Below are 13807 nucleotides of genomic sequence, written 5' to 3'. Positions count from 1 at the left end.
CGAAATTTCTCCCGCACATACATCGGACGTAAACGTTGGGCTGGTGAAAGCCGTCGAACGCGGCACATCCGAGCCCACAAACCCCACCGGCAAACCCGGAATGACCACCGACACCCGCGACAACGAACGGGTACGAACGGCAACGGACCAACGGGGCGAACGGGGCTCAGGACGGGACGAGACCGCCTGGAATGGGCGCCGTCCATGGGACAGAGACGGGCACGAGCACTGACACTGGCACGGGCACGGGCACGAGCGCTGGCGCTGGCACGGGCACGAGCGCTGGCGCTGGCACGGGCACGAGCGCTGGCACTGGCACGGGCACGAGCGCTGGCACTGGCACTGGCACGAGCGCTGGCACTGGCACGGGCACGAGCGCTGGCACTGGCACTGGCACGAGCGCTGGCACTGGCACTGGCACGAGCGCTGGCACTGGCACTGGCACTGGCACTGGCACGAGCGCCGAAGCGCTGCGATGGGGACTTGTGCCATACCCACCCGAACATGCAGTCACCCCACCCGACCATGTGCCGCGCGCCCCGCGCGCAACCACCCCGCCAACCCGACTCCCGGCCTTCACCTAGCCACCCGGCCCGCACCCAAGCCCCGGACCCTCACCTGACCACTCCCACCACAGCCAACCCTCGGCCCCCAACCAACCAACCAGCCTGGCCCGCAACCAAACCCTCGGCCCTCAACCAACCAACCTGGCCCACACCAACCCCTGGCCCACAACCATCCGACCCGGCCCACAACAACCTCCGGCCCGCAACTCCAACCTCCGACCCGCAACCAACCTCCGGCCCGCAGCCCCAACCTCGACCAACCCGGCGCACAATCAACCCGCAGCCCCAACCCCGAGCAACCCGGCCCTCAACCGACCCGCAGCCCTCACCTCGGCCAACCCGGCCTGTAACCAACCCCTGGTTCTTAACCGGCCGACCCCGCCTCCAGCCGACCCGCAACCCTCATCCCGACCGACTCCGCCGACACCCGACCCCCCGACCCGTAGCGAACCTCCAGACCCGTAGCTGATCCCAGACCCTTAGCCGGCCCTCTGTGCGTACTCGACCGCCCCGGCGCGCACCCGTCACCCTGAGTGCCTCCAACCAAGCCACCCGTGAACACAGCCGGCCGATTTCTGCCGTCTACCACCGGATACAGCTCGCCTCGCGCTTATGACCCCCTTACATTTAACCGGCAACGATCAGGAACGATCCATCGCCGTCCTTGACGACCGTACAGGGACGTAATAGAACACGTTTCAGTACTGCATAACCAAGCGCTTGATCAAGAGGTGACCCGCGTGCACATCGACCTTGTCGACAGGGACCTATACGCGACCGCTGGACCACCCCACGAACAGCTCGCCTGGTTGCGCGCGAACAGCCCCGTCCACTGGCACGAGGGCGAGCCCGGCTTCTGGGCCGTCACCCGGTACGAGGACGTCGTTCACGTATCGCGGCACTCCGACCTGTTCTCCTCCCACAAGAAGCTCGCCCTCTTCGACGATCTGGCCGAGGATCAGATCGCGCTCCAGCGCCTCATGATGCTCAACCAGGACCCGCCGGAGCACACGAGGCGGCGGGCGCTGGTCAACCGGGGCTTCACGCCGCGCACGATCGGCGCCCTCGAACAGCACATCCGCGACATCTGCGACGATCTCCTCGACAAGCTGACCGGCGAGATCGACTTCGTCACCGAAGTCGCCGCGCCCCTCCCCCTCTACGTCATCTGCGAGCTGCTCGGCGCGCCCGTGTCGGACCGCGACAAGCTGTTCAACTGGTCGAACCGCATGATCGGCGCCCAGGACCCCGACTACTCCGCCAACCCCGAAGAGGGTTCCGGAGCCGCCATGGAGGTCTACGCCTACGCCAACCAGCTCGCCGCCCAGCGCAAGGCCAGCCCGAAGAACGACATCGTCACCAAGCTCCTGCAGCCGAACGAGCACGGCGAGACCCTCGACGAGAACGAGTTCGACCTGTTCGTCCTCCTTCTGGTGGTGGCCGGCAACGAGACCACGCGCAACGCGGCCTCCGGCGGCATGCTCGCCCTCTTCGAGCACCCGGACCAGTGGGACCGCCTCGTGGCCGACCCGACCATGGCGAAGACGGCCGCCGACGAGATCGTCCGCTGGGTCTCCCCGGTCAACCTCTTCCGCCGTACCTCGACGACCGACCAGGTGCTGGGTGGACAGCCGATCAAGGCCGACGACAAGGTCGTGGTCTTCTACGCCTCGGCCAACCGCGACGCCACGGTCTTCCCGGACGGCGGGACCTTCGACATCGGCCGCGACCCGAACCCGCACATCGGCTTCGGGGGCGGCGGCGCTCACTTCTGCCTCGGGAACCACCTGGCCAAACTGGAGCTCCGCATCCTCTTCGAGCAACTGGCCCGCCGCCACCCCCGCCTCCACCAGACGGGACCGGCCCGGAGACTGCGCTCGAACTTCATCAACGGAATCAAGGAACTGCCGGTCACCATCGGCTGAGCCCAGGTTCGGGTCTGGGTCCGCGTTCGGCCCTTGGTTCGGGTTCGGCCCTTGGTTCGGGTTCGGGTTCGGGCCTGGGTTTGGGCTTAGGTTCGGGTCTGGATGCGGCTCTGGTTGTGGGCCTTGGTTCGGGTTCGGGTTCGGGTGCGGGTCTGAGTTCGAGGCCCGTGTACGAGTCGGGGTCGGGGTCGGGTGGTGCTGTGTGTGGGTTGCGGCTGGCCGGACGACACATCGTTGCGGCGGCCGGGCTGCACGTGCTGTGCCGGGTTTGCGGTAAGCGAGGTGCCCAATGGCTGTGTGGTGTCGGGTGCGCGGTGGGCTTGGCGCTCGATGGGCTCGGGTGCCAGGGCCTCAGGGAACGCTGCGGTGGGTGGGTAAGCGGTGGCGGGTTTTGCGGCGGGCGGCGCGGATGCGGGTGAGGATGCGTTTTGTGCGTTCCGGGCCTGGTTGCCAGCCGCGCTCGATCAAGGCGTTGGCGACGTGTTCGAGAAGGTCGGCGACCTGGGCGGGGATGACGTCTCGTCGGACGGCGATCACTCGCCAGCCGCGCCTTCGGAGCTCGTCGCGGCGGTCCGCGTCGTGTCGTTGGTCGGCGGCTGAGGTGTGGTGCTCCTGGCCGTCGTACTCGACTGCGACCTTGAACTCCTCCCAGCCCAGATCGAGGTAGGCGTGGCGATCCTCGTCCAGCTCGACCCGGATCTGGGTGGTGGGTCTGGGTAGGCCGCCCTCCACGAGGATGACCCGGAGCCAGCTTTCCCTTGGGGAGGCGGCGCCTCTGTCGGCGAGGCTGAGGGTGTCGCGCAGGTGCCAGGAGTTGAGCGGGCGGCGCCACAGGGCCTCGAGGTCGAGGCCACGGCGGGCGAACTGGTCGAGGATGGCCACCGCCTCCATGCGTGGCAACCTGCGGGCGCAGTCGAGGGCTGTACGTTCCACCGTGGTCAGGCGGACGCCCTTGTGATGGGTGATGTCCTCTCTGGGGAGCGGGGCCGTGTAGGTGACGCAACCCGGGAGGGTCAGGTGGGCGGGGGCGGTGAGCTCTATCGGCCAGTCGGGCTCTGAAGTGCCAAGGATCTTCAGCCCCCAGGTGTGGGCCGCCGTTTGGCCGCAGGCGACGACCTGGGGGACTGATTGGGTGACTCGTCTGGTGCGTTCGGCCAAGGAAACCGGTGGTGCGGTGGTGGCCGGCGGCACGTCTTTGACCGCCTTACTGCCGGCCGCCTGGGTGGTGGGAAGGGCTCGGGTGGGGTGAGGGTGAGGCATGCGGCCAAGGGTGTCGCGGCGAGGTGGGGCGAGGGCGCGCCGAACGGGGTTCTGTGGATCGGTGGCAGTTGTCCACAGGCATGACTCAGGCAAGTGCAGTGGTCATGGGTGAGGTGAGGCCGGGGTACGCCTGAGGGCCGCGGCCAGAGCGTCGTGGTGACTGCCAGAGCGTCGTGGTGAGGGCCAGAGCGTCGTGGTGAGGGCCCTGCCAGGTGAGGTGGCTATGGGAGGAGGACTGGGCGCCAGTTGGGGAGTTCGAGGTAGCGGCGGAGTTCTGCGACTCCGGCCAGGAAGCCGCCCCACGCCGCGTACGGGGGCCGGGTCTCGTCGAAGCCGCTCTGCATCACCGTCAGCCGCGTCTTGCCCTCCGACCCTTCCAGCTCCCACACCCCGACCCCCGAGTCGCCCCAGTCCAGGGAGAAGCGCCGGGCGGGGTCCAGTTCCAGGACCTTGGCCGGGTTCGGGTCGTCGGCGAGGCTGCCCATGGCCCAGCGGCCCCCCACGTACGGCTCCACCTCCACCGGATACCCCCACCACCGTGCCACCGCCTCCGAAGAGGTCAGCGACTCGAAGACCTCCGACGGCGGCGCGCCGATCACGACCTCGACCCGCATCTCCGCCGTGGTGTAGTCGACCTGCGGCGTCAGCTCCCGCCCCTCGAAGTGCTCGGCCAGGTTCGTCAGCGCCTGGCACCAGTACGTCTGCAGCACCCCCCGGATGCTCTTCCCCGTGATCAGGTCCTGGAAGTCGAAGTGGGACTGCGACAGGGTCACGATGGTCGTGCCGTCCTCGTCCTCCTCCAGGGCCAGTTCGGCGGTGGTCTCCTCGCCGTCGAGCAGCCACGCGAACCGCACCGTACGCTCGTCCGCGTGCAACAGCCGCTGGTGCGGGGCGTCCCCCTCCGGCGTCGTACGCCCCCAGAACCCGAACCGGTCCGGCGCCTCCACCTCGGCATGCTCGGCCAGCCAGACGCGCATGGCGGCCGGATCGGTCAGCGCGTGACGCACCTCCGCCACGGGCGCCGCCACACGGGCTCGAAGGATCATGGGCTCAGTCATCGTCTCGTTCTCCTCTGGACTCATCGGCAACTCGAAGCTCGGCTCGAAGATCGGCTCGAAGATCGGCTCAGGAATCGGATGAAAGGCCGGCTCAGGAATCGGCATGGGGGCCGGTTGGGGGGACGGCTCCGGGATCAACGTGGGGGTCGGTTTCGGGGGCGGTGGGCGGGACGACGTGGGGGTAGCAGGCGACGGCCAGCTTGAAGGCGTCCCCGTCAGCCCCGCCATACCGCGTGAAAAGGCCCTGAAGCATGCCCTGAAGCTCGTTCAGGAACTCCTGGCGTTGCTCAGGACGGACGCGGATCTCCCCGGACAACCCGATGGAGGGCAACTCGGGCGCCGCCCTGTCGAGCGCCGCGATGTCGGCCTGAACGTCCTCCATGAGGTCGAGCAGGTAACCGAGGCTGAGCTCGTCACGGGCCCTGCGCAGCCCGATCCGCCCCACCAGCCGCGGCGACAGCCAGTACGACCGCGCCCCCGCCTGGTAGATGCCCTCATGGATCCCGCGCACCTTGCGCTCGGACACCAGGTCCACCAGCCCCGCGTCCACCAGCCGCTTGACGTGGTAGTAGACCCGCTGCGGCGTCTGCCCGAGCCGCTCGGCGACCTCGGAGCACGTCCGCGGCTCGGCCAACTGCCGCAGCACCTCCACGCGCTGCGGCTTGAGCAGCGCCTCGGCCTGCTCGATCTCTTCCAGGTACAGGACATCTCTCATTGCAAAAACAATCTTTTACATAAAAATCTGACTTGTCAATGGGGCACGGCAAAGCCACGGAACAAGGTCAACTTCACGCACCGTAACGGCGGCGCGCCACTGAACGGTCAGAGGCCGTTTCCCTGGACAGGCGCGAGCCCACTACGGCGTCTGGCGGACCACGGCGGCGCGTAACAGCGCCTGCAAGAAGACGCGCAGCGAGCGGTTACGGCCAGGAGCTGTCCTGGTCGGCGTCGCCGCCGGCCGACAGGAGGCGCAGGTCGCTTTCGACCATCATCGCCACCAGCTCGTCGAACGGCACCTTCGGCTCCCACGCGAGCTGCGTCCGCGCCTTCTTCGGGTCGGCGCACAGCAGGTCGACCTCCGCCGGCCGGTGCAGTGCCTGGTCGGTCACGACGTACCGCTCCCAGTCCAGCCCCGCCGCCGTGAACGCCGCCTCCACCAGCTCCCTGACCGACTTCATGCGCCCGGTCCCGATCACGTAGTCCTCGGGGTTGGCCGCCTGCAGCATCAGGTGCATGGCCTTGACGTAGTCGCCCGCGAAGCCCCAGTCGCGCCGCGCCTCCAGGTTGCCCAGCCGCAGCTCCGTGGCCAGCCCCAGCTTGATCCGGGCCACCCCGAGCGACACCTTCCTGGTGACGAACTCGGCGCCTCTGCGCGGCGACTCGTGGTTGAACAGGATTCCGGACACCGCGAACATCCCGTACGACTCCCGGTAGTTCTGCGTGAGAAAGTGCCCGTACGCCTTGGCCACCCCGTACGGCGAGCGCGGGTGGAACGCGGTGCGCTCCGTCTGCGGCGTCTCGCTGACCTGGCCGAACATCTCGGAGGACGAAGCCTGATAAAAGCGGATCTGTCCGCCGGACGCCCCCGAGCCCCCACCCCGCGACACGCCCGAGCACACCCGAATCGCCTCAAGCATCCGCAACACCCCCATCCCGGTCACCTCGGCCGTGAGCTCGGCCTGCTCCCAGGACATGGGCACGAACGAGATCGCCCCCAGGTTGTAGACCTCATCCGGCCGCACCCGCTCGACGGCCGAGATCAGCGACCCCTGGTCCAGCAGGTCGCCGCGCACCACCTGCACCTCGGTGAGCAGCTTGCGCATCCGGGACACGCGCGGGTTCGCCTGGCCGCGGGCCAGCCCCCACACCTCGTACCCCTGCTCGAGCAGGTGCTCCGCCAAATAGGAACCGTCCTGGCCGGTGATGCCGGTGATCAGAGCGCGCCTGGCCAAGGGGTCCTCCAAGGATCGACTACCCCATCCCTTTGAGACGGGAATGTACAGCTAAGCGCCTCGATAGGGCATCAAGCCAGATAGAACACGTTCCACCGAACCACGCTCGGTTACAGCAACGTCGCAGTTCGCACGGCCTTTAGCCGCAGATGTGAACAATTCCAGCCGACCTACCGAATGGTAGCCTTCTCGGACTAAGGTCATCTTTCACGGTACACGCCCGACTCAGGGCCCTACCGGCGGAGAAAGGGGTGTCCGTGCAGGAGCCAACGCTGCGGGTGTCCGGGCGTGAGCAACCGCTGCGGATCGCGCTGCTGTCGTACCGCAGCAAGCCCACCTGTGGTGGCCAGGGTGTCTATCTCCGCCACTTGAGCCGTGAACTGATCGCACTCGGGCACCACGTCGAGGTGTTCTCCGGCCAGCCCTATCCCGAGCTCGACGAGGGCGTCATCCTGCGCGAGGTGCCCAGCCTCGACCTCTACCGCGACGAGGACCCGTTCAGAACGCCCAAGCTGCACGAATACCGCGACTGGATCGACTGGCTCGAGGTCGGCACCATGTGGACCGCTGGTTTCCCCGAGCCGCTGACCTTCACGCTGCGGGCCCACCGCGAGCTCAAGAAGCGGGTCGGCGACTTCGACGTCGTCCAGGACAACCAGACCCTGGGCTACGGGCTGCTCGGCATCCAGAAGCTGTTCCCCGTGGTCGGCACCATCCACCACCCCATCAGCGTGGACCGCCGCATCGAGCTGGAGGCCGCCAAGGGCGGCAAGAGGCTGAGCATGCGCCGCTGGTACGGGTTCGTGAAGATGCAGTCCCGCGTCGCGCCCAAGCTGAGCCCGATCCTGACCGTCAGCGAGTCGTCGCTGGCCGACATCCACCGCGACTTCAACGTCCCCCAGGCCAACATGCGCCTGATCCCGCTCGGCGTGGACACCCGCTACTTCCACCCGCGTCCGGACAAGCCGCGGCGTCGGGGCTCGATCGTGGCCGTGGCCAGCGCCGACTCGCCCATGAAGGGTGTCGCGACGCTGCTGCGCGCCGTGGCCAAGCTGGCCACCGAGCGCGACGTGCACCTCACCGTCGTCAGCCGCCCCACCCCGGGCGGCCCGACCGAGCAGCTCGTCCAGGAACTGTCCCTCCAGGAGCGCGTACGTTTCGTGCACGGCATCTCCGACGACGAGCTCGGCGAGCTGATCGCCACCTCCGAGATCTCGGTCGTGCCCTCCCTCTACGAAGGCTTCTCGCTGCCCGCCGTCGAGCACATGGCCTGCGGCACGCCTCTGATCGCCAGCCGTACGGGCGCGCTGCCCGAGGTCGTGGGCGACGCCGCCGTCCAGGTCCCGCCGGGCGACGCCGAGGAGCTGGCCGCCGCGCTGCTCCGCCTGCACGACTCACCCGAGGAGCGCGAGCGGGTGGGCAAGGCCGGATACGACCGCGTCATGGAGCGCTACACCTGGCACGTCGTGGCCAAGAAGACCGTCGAGGCGTACCACGAGGCCATCGAGAATCACATGAGGAGAGGCTGACAAGTGCTGACCGTGGACTTCGCCCGGCTTCCCGTGGGCCCCGGGGTGCGCGTCCTCGACCTGGGGTGCGGCGGCGGCCGGCACGCCTTCGAGGTGCTGCGCAGGGGTGGCGACGTGACCGCGTTCGACATGGACCAGGCGGAGCTGGACAGCGTCGCGGCCATGTTCGCGGCGATGGACAAGGCGGGCGAGGTGCCGCCGGACGCCGCCGGTGACACCGTCCAGGGCACGGCGCTGGACATGCCGTTCGAGGACGGCGCCTTCGACCGGGTCATCGCGGCCGAGGTCCTGGAGCACATCCCCGACGACATGGCGGCCATGCGCGAGATCTTCCGCGTGCTCAGGCCCGGCGGCACGGCGGCGGTGACCGTGCCCAGCTTCCTGCCCGAGCGCATCTGCTGGGCGCTCGACGAGGACTACCACACGGCCCCCGGCGGGCACGTCCGCATCTACACGCTCGCCGAGCTGTCGGCCAAGCTGAAGTCCGTCGGGTTCGAGATCGGCCCGCACCACCATGCTCACGGCCTGCACGCGCCCTACTGGTGGATCAAGTGCGCGGTGGGCGTCAACAACGACGAGCACCCGCTCGCGAAGGCGTACCACGAGCTGCTGGTCTGGGACATCATGAAGCGCCCCGCCGCGACCAGGATCGCCGAGGCCGTGCTCAACCCGCTGATCGGCAAGAGCGTGGTCCTGTACGTCAAGAAGCCATGATCTCCCGTGAGGAGGTCGTGCGGACGGCCGAGAGCATCGCGGCGATCCAGCAGGACGACGGAGGTGTGCCCTGGCCCGAGGGCCACATCGACGCGTGGAACCACATCGAGTGCCTGATGGCGATGTCCGTGGCGGGCCTGGAGGAGCCGGTACGCCGCGGCTACGCCTGGCTGGCCCGCCACCAGCGCGCCGACGGCTCCTGGCCGATGAAGCTGGTCGGCGACGTGCCCACGGAGCTCGGCGGCGAGACCAACCACGCCGCCTACGTCGCGGCCGGCATCTGGCACCACCACCTCGTCACCGGCGACCAGCGCTTCACCGAGGAGAGCTGGCCGATGGTCAAGGCCGCGCTCGACTACGTGGCGGGGCTGCAGACCGAGCGCGGCGAGATCGTCTGGGAGCGTGACGCGCGGGGCCGGGCTTCGACGTACGCGTTGCTCACCGGCTGCTCCTCCATCCACCAGGGGCTGCGCTGCGGCGTGAAGCTGGCCGAGCACCTGCGTGACCCCCAGCCGCACTGGGAGCTGGCCGCCGACCGGCTGGCGCACGTGCTGACCTCCCACCCCGAGGCGTTCGCGGACAAGAGCCGCTACTCCATGGACTGGTACTACCCCGTGCTCGGCGGCGCCGTACGCGGCCGGCAGGCGTTCGAGCTGCTCGAACGCGATTGGGCCACGTTCGTGGTGCCGGGGCTCGGCATCCGCTGCGTGTCCGACCAGCCGTGGGTGACCGGGGCCGAGACGTGCGAGCTGGTCCTTGCCCTGGACGCGCTCGGCGATCGGGAGCGGGCGGTCACGTTGTTCGCCGACATGCAGCACCTGCGGCACGACGACGGCTCCTACTGGACCGGCTGGCAGTACGCCAACCGCAAGCACTTCCCCCACGAGCGCTCCGGCTACACCGCCGCGGCCACGATCCTGGCGGCCGACGCGCTGCTCGGGCTCTCACCAGGGTCCGGGCTGTTCAGGGACATCGACGGGACCGCCGTGTTCGACCCTGACGCGTGCGGATGCGCGGGCGTGCGCGTGCCCGACGAGGGTCCCTGATCCCGGCACAAGGGCTTTTGCGGGTTCTTTGCCGGGAAATCCGGTGCGCCGCCGATGACCGGCGCATGGCGCTTACTAGCTTCTGAGTGACGTACGAGGCGTCTTCGGGGGAAGCGTGGGCGACACGGGCACAACTTCGTTCTTGGACCAGGTCAGGACCGAGCCGACACTGTCCCCGGCCAGAGGGCTGCGGCGGTTCCTGGCCAAGGATCCGCTGGAGTCCGATCTGGGCCGGCGGAGATTCCGGCTCAGGGGCGGAGCTTCTCGGACGGCGTTCGCGAACGCCGAGAAGTCCTACGTCTTCGGTTACAACGCGGTGATGTCACAAGAGACAGAGAAGATCGAGGAGCTTCCGGACGAGCAGCGCCCCTTCGGCTACGAGGGAGCGGCGGCCGCCTGCACCGTACTCGACCTGCTCACACTGACTCGGGGCCGGCGCCTTCATGAGCTACTGGCCGGCCCCGCCCAGCATCACCGCCACGCCGCCTACCTCGGGGCCGGTCGCGGGTACGCGCTGCTGCGCCTGCGCCCGGTCTGGGGCGCGCGGCGGGCGCACCCGCTGCTGCGGTGGCTCGCGGTGGACGGCTTCGGATTCCAATGGAGCCTGTCCAGGGCCGATCGCATGGTGGGTGAGCGGACGATGCCCGATCTGCTCACCAGGGCCCACTGCGCGGTGTTCGACCAAGGGCTGGGCCGGCTGCTCTGGTATCACGACTGCGCCTCGCCCGACGACGTCGCCGCCCGCATCTGTGGATATCCGGCCGGGCGGCGGGCCGACCTGTGGAGCGGGGTCGGGTTCGCGGCGACGTACACGGGCGGGGCCGAGGCCGACGAGTTGTGGTGGCTGACCGAGCACGCCGGGGCCGACGGGTTCCGGGCGCACCTGGCGCAGGGGTGCGCGTTCGCCGTGGCGGCCCGGCTGCGGTCGGGGGCGCTGCCGGACCAGGTGGCGCAGGCCGTGCCGATCCTGGCGGGGGCCGAGCCGGAGGAGGCGGCCTCGTGGACGGACCAGGCGCTCATCGCGCTCGGGCACGAGGCGCACACGCACGAGGACTTCCAGCGCTGGCAGTCGCAGACCCGCCGCTCCTGGACCCGCCGCGACCGGTTCTAGGCGCCCGGCCTCCTCTAGGTACCAGGCCCCCTCCAAAGCTCGGCGCCCTTTAAATGCCGGGCCCTCGCTAAATGCCCGGTCCCACGCGCTCCAGCACGCGCAGCGAGCCCTGAACGGCCGCCTCCTCGAAGGCGCCCGACTCCAGCGCCCGCTGATAGACCCGGTACGGCGCCTGCCCCCCGTCGGCCGGATCCGGGTAGACGTCGTGGAAGACCAGCGCCCCGCCCGTCATGACGTGCGGCGCCCAGCCCTCGTAGTCGCGGGTGACCGGCTCCTCGGAGTGACCGCCGTCGATGAACAGCATGCCCAGCGGCCTGTTCCAGAGCCCGGCCACCCGCTCCGACCTCCCGACGATCGCGATCACCTCCTCCTCCAGCCCCGCCGCCGCGATGGTGGCCCGGAACGTCGGCAGCGAGTCCATCTTGCCGAACCGGGGGTCCACCAGCGTCGGGTCGTGGTGGGCCCACCCCGGCTGGATCTCCTCGGAACCGCGGTGATGGTCCACGGTGACGACCACGGACCCCGCCTGCCTGGCGGCGGCGCCGAGGTAGATGGCGGACTTGCCGCAGTAGGTGCCGATCTCGCAGATCGGGCCGAGCTTGCCGTACCGGCAGGCCGTCTCGAACAGGGCCAGGCCCTCGTCGGGCGGCATGAATCCCTTGGCGTGCTTAGCCGCGTAGAGCAGCTGTGACGGCATCGTCATAGGGCAGCACCCTAGCCGAACCGAATAACATTCCAGCGGGCTCTTGCAGGGCCGTTCTGGAACCTGTTCTACTTGGCAGCGTGAATCAGCGCGCTCGCATAGCGATGTCGGACGACGAGGTCACGGCGTTCCTGGAGGGCTCACGCAAGCTGCAGCTGGCGACCATCAACCCCGACGGTACGCCGCACCTGGTCACGATGTTCTACGGGCTCGACAAGGGGCGCATCGCCTTCTGGACCTACGGCAAGGCGCAGAAGACCCGCAACCTCGACCGCGACCCCCGCGTGAGCTGCCTGATCGAGGCCGGCGACGACTACGGCGAGCTTCGTGGCGTCCTGGTCTACGGCAAGGCCCAGCGGGTGGACGAACGCGAACGGGTCATGGCCATCGGTCTGATGATCGCCCGCAGGATGACCCCGGGCGTACCGGACGAGTTGCTCAGCCCATACGTTGAGAAAACCGGCCTCAAGCGGGTTGCGTACGTTGTCGAGCGCACCAAAGTGGTCTCATGGGATCACAGGAGGCTCACATGAAGGTCAAGCTGGACGAGCTGGTCTGCGAAGCCAACGCCGTGTGCATGGGGCTCGCGCCCGAGGTGTTCGAACTGGACGACGACGACCAGCTCCACATTCTGCTTCCCGAACCACCCCCCGAGGTACAGGACCGCGTCCGCCACGCGGTCAGGTCCTGCCCCAAAGCCGCCCTTTCCCTCGAGGAATAGCCCCCAGGCACGAGGAGGAACCCCATGCGCGCCGCGATCCTGCACGCAGTAGGCAACGACAAGCTCGACATCCGCGACGACATCACCCTGGCTCCCGTCGGCCCGGGGGACGTACGCGTGCGGATCAAGGCGACGGGTGTGTGCCACTCGGACCTGTCGGCCATGTCCGGCGTGCTGCCGCAACCCGTGCCGCTCGTCGTCGGCCACGAAGGCGCGGGCGAGGTGGTCGAGGTGGGCGAGCACGTCACCTCACTCAAGCCGGGCGACCACGTGGTGATCAACTGGCGCCCGGCCTGCCAGGAGTGCGAGCTGTGCGTGGGCGGCCAGCCGTACCTGTGCATGAAGTACGTCATCGAGTCCTTCACCAAGGGCAACTTCCGGATGGGCGGCGACGGGGCGACGGTCTTCGGGATGGCGGGGTGCGGCACCTGGGCGGAGGAGATCATCGTGCCCTGGCAGGGTGCGATCAAGATCGACGACGACGTCTCATGGGAGGCGGCGGCCCTGATCGGCTGCGGCATCACGACCGGCGTCGGCGCGGCGATCAACACCGCCAAAGTACGCCCCGGCTCCACGGTCGCGGTGATCGGCTGCGGCGGCGTGGGCCTGTCGGTCATCCAGGGCGCCCGCGTCTCCGGCGCCCGAATGATCCTCGCGGTCGACCCGCTGGCGTCCAAGCACGAGCTGGCCAAGCAGGTCGGTGCCACCCACGCGGTGACGCCCGAGCAGGTCCCCGAGGCGCTCAACGAGCTCACCGGCGGCGCCGGCTTCGACTACGGCTTCGAGGTGGTCGGCAAGGCCGCCACGATCCAGAGCGCCTGGCAGGTCACCCGGGCGGGCGGCGACGTCATCGTGGTCGGGGCGGGCGCCATGGACGACATGGTCTCGATCTCCGCCTTCAGCCTGCTGTTCGAGGGCAAGAACCTGCTCTCCAGCCTGTACGGCGAAGCGGACGTACGCCACGACTTCCCCTACTTCGCCAAGCTCCACAAGGCCGGCAAGCTGGACCTCGAGTCCATGATCAGCTCCCGGATCCGCCTGGGCGACCTCAACGACGCCGTGGCGGCGCTGCGCGGCGGCGAGGTCCTCCGCCAGATCGTCATCATGGACTGACCGAACCGTCAGGGGTCCCTGCCCGAACCGGAGAGCACGCCTGCGCGGCGCTCAACCTCTCCCTGCCCCGCCGGACACCCGCGAGCGAACCAGGGCCGCGTAGGGGCGC

Annotated in this window: 13 protein-coding genes; 8 read left to right on the top strand and 5 right to left on the bottom strand. The window is 69.0% G+C overall.

What is annotated here, in order from left to right; translation table 11 throughout:
* The first annotated feature begins 1306 nt into the window (after window positions 1–1306).
* Window positions 1307–2491: a cytochrome P450 gene (locus tag AB0I15_RS00200; RefSeq protein WP_358087665.1), complete on the top strand. Its 1185-nt coding sequence runs from the start codon at window positions 1307–1309 to the stop codon at window positions 2489–2491.
* A gap of 351 nt (window positions 2492–2842) precedes the next feature.
* Here AB0I15_RS00200 and AB0I15_RS00195 read toward each other — a convergent pair whose 3' ends face one another.
* The 4 genes from AB0I15_RS00195 to AB0I15_RS00180 form a co-directional block, all read right to left on the bottom strand.
* The gene (locus tag AB0I15_RS00195) at window positions 2843–3751 is read right to left on the bottom strand and encodes a DUF559 domain-containing protein (RefSeq protein ID WP_358087663.1); all 909 of its coding nucleotides are present in this window, start codon (window positions 3749–3751) and stop codon (window positions 2843–2845) included.
* A 221-nt stretch (window positions 3752–3972) separates the two neighbouring features.
* A complete protein-coding gene (locus AB0I15_RS00190; protein WP_358087660.1) occupies window positions 3973–4809 on the bottom strand; it encodes an SRPBCC family protein in 837 nt (278 codons plus the stop codon).
* A gap of 91 nt (window positions 4810–4900) precedes the next feature.
* Complete coding sequence (locus AB0I15_RS00185; protein WP_358087657.1) at window positions 4901–5524, bottom strand: helix-turn-helix domain-containing protein; 624 nt, start codon at window positions 5522–5524, stop codon at window positions 4901–4903.
* 205 nt (window positions 5525–5729) lie between these two features.
* Window positions 5730–6761 carry a GDP-mannose 4,6-dehydratase gene (locus tag AB0I15_RS00180; RefSeq protein ID WP_358087654.1) on the bottom strand — a complete coding sequence of 344 codons (1032 nt, stop codon included), beginning with the start codon at window positions 6759–6761 and terminating at the stop codon, window positions 5730–5732.
* 257 nt (window positions 6762–7018) lie between these two features.
* Here AB0I15_RS00180 and AB0I15_RS00175 point away from each other — a divergent pair, with 257 nt between their 5' ends.
* From AB0I15_RS00175 to AB0I15_RS00160, 4 genes are all read left to right on the top strand, one after another.
* On the top strand, window positions 7019–8290 hold the full coding sequence (locus tag AB0I15_RS00175) for a glycosyltransferase family 4 protein (protein ID WP_358087651.1): 1272 nt from the start codon (window positions 7019–7021) through the stop codon (window positions 8288–8290).
* Between the two features lie 3 nt (window positions 8291–8293).
* Window positions 8294–9004 (top strand): methyltransferase domain-containing protein, encoded by a 711-nt coding sequence (locus AB0I15_RS00170; protein ID WP_358087648.1) that lies wholly within the window; start codon window positions 8294–8296, stop codon window positions 9002–9004.
* Complete coding sequence (locus AB0I15_RS00165) at window positions 9001–10050, top strand: prenyltransferase (protein ID WP_358087646.1); 1050 nt, start codon at window positions 9001–9003, stop codon at window positions 10048–10050. Before AB0I15_RS00170 ends, AB0I15_RS00165 begins: the two co-directional genes overlap by 4 nt.
* A 142-nt stretch (window positions 10051–10192) precedes the next feature.
* Window positions 10193–11161 (top strand): DUF1702 family protein, encoded by a 969-nt coding sequence (locus tag AB0I15_RS00160; protein ID WP_358087643.1) that lies wholly within the window; start codon window positions 10193–10195, stop codon window positions 11159–11161.
* A 67-nt stretch (window positions 11162–11228) separates the two neighbouring features.
* On the opposite strand, the gene AB0I15_RS00155 is transcribed toward AB0I15_RS00160, so the two are convergent.
* Window positions 11229–11858 carry a class I SAM-dependent methyltransferase gene (locus AB0I15_RS00155; protein WP_358087640.1) on the bottom strand — a complete coding sequence of 210 codons (630 nt, stop codon included), beginning with the start codon at window positions 11856–11858 and terminating at the stop codon, window positions 11229–11231.
* An 86-nt stretch (window positions 11859–11944) separates the two neighbouring features.
* On the opposite strand from AB0I15_RS00155, the gene AB0I15_RS00150 reads away from it, so the two are divergent.
* The 3 genes from AB0I15_RS00150 to AB0I15_RS00140 are packed head-to-tail and all read left to right on the top strand — an operon-like array spanning window position 11945 to window position 13698.
* Window positions 11945–12397 carry a pyridoxamine 5'-phosphate oxidase family protein gene (locus AB0I15_RS00150; RefSeq protein WP_358087637.1) on the top strand — a complete coding sequence of 151 codons (453 nt, stop codon included), beginning with the start codon at window positions 11945–11947 and terminating at the stop codon, window positions 12395–12397.
* Window positions 12394–12585 (top strand): ferredoxin, encoded by a 192-nt coding sequence (locus AB0I15_RS00145; protein ID WP_358087634.1) that lies wholly within the window; start codon window positions 12394–12396, stop codon window positions 12583–12585. The genes AB0I15_RS00150 and AB0I15_RS00145 overlap by 4 nt, the downstream gene beginning before the upstream one ends.
* 24 nt (window positions 12586–12609) lie before the next feature.
* Window positions 12610–13698 carry a Zn-dependent alcohol dehydrogenase gene (locus AB0I15_RS00140; RefSeq protein ID WP_358087632.1) on the top strand — a complete coding sequence of 363 codons (1089 nt, stop codon included), beginning with the start codon at window positions 12610–12612 and terminating at the stop codon, window positions 13696–13698.
* Window positions 13699–13807: the final 109 nt, after the last annotated feature.

The organism is Nonomuraea sp. NPDC050643 (genome assembly GCF_040654715.1).
GTDB lineage: Bacteria > Actinomycetota > Actinomycetes > Streptosporangiales > Streptosporangiaceae > Nonomuraea.
This window is presented reverse-complemented; position numbering and strand designations above follow the sequence as displayed.

Bases quoted from the DNA above. Each gene is read 5' to 3' on its own strand.
- AB0I15_RS00195 (WP_358087663.1), bottom strand. From the start codon at position 3,751: ATGCCTCACCCTCACCCCACCCGAGCCCTTCCCACCACCCAGGCGGCC.
- AB0I15_RS00190 (WP_358087660.1), bottom strand. From the start codon at position 4,809: ATGACTGAGCCCATGATCCTTCGAGCCCGTGTGGCGGCGCCCGTGGCG.
- AB0I15_RS00185 (WP_358087657.1), bottom strand. From the start codon at position 5,524: ATGAGAGATGTCCTGTACCTGGAAGAGATCGAGCAGGCCGAGGCGCTG.
- AB0I15_RS00165 (WP_358087646.1), top strand. From the start codon at position 9,001: ATGATCTCCCGTGAGGAGGTCGTGCGGACGGCCGAGAGCATCGCGGCG.
- AB0I15_RS00155 (WP_358087640.1), bottom strand. From the start codon at position 11,858: ATGCCGTCACAGCTGCTCTACGCGGCTAAGCACGCCAAGGGATTCATG.
- AB0I15_RS00145 (WP_358087634.1), top strand. From the start codon at position 12,394: ATGAAGGTCAAGCTGGACGAGCTGGTCTGCGAAGCCAACGCCGTGTGC.
- AB0I15_RS00140 (WP_358087632.1), top strand. From the start codon at position 12,610: ATGCGCGCCGCGATCCTGCACGCAGTAGGCAACGACAAGCTCGACATC.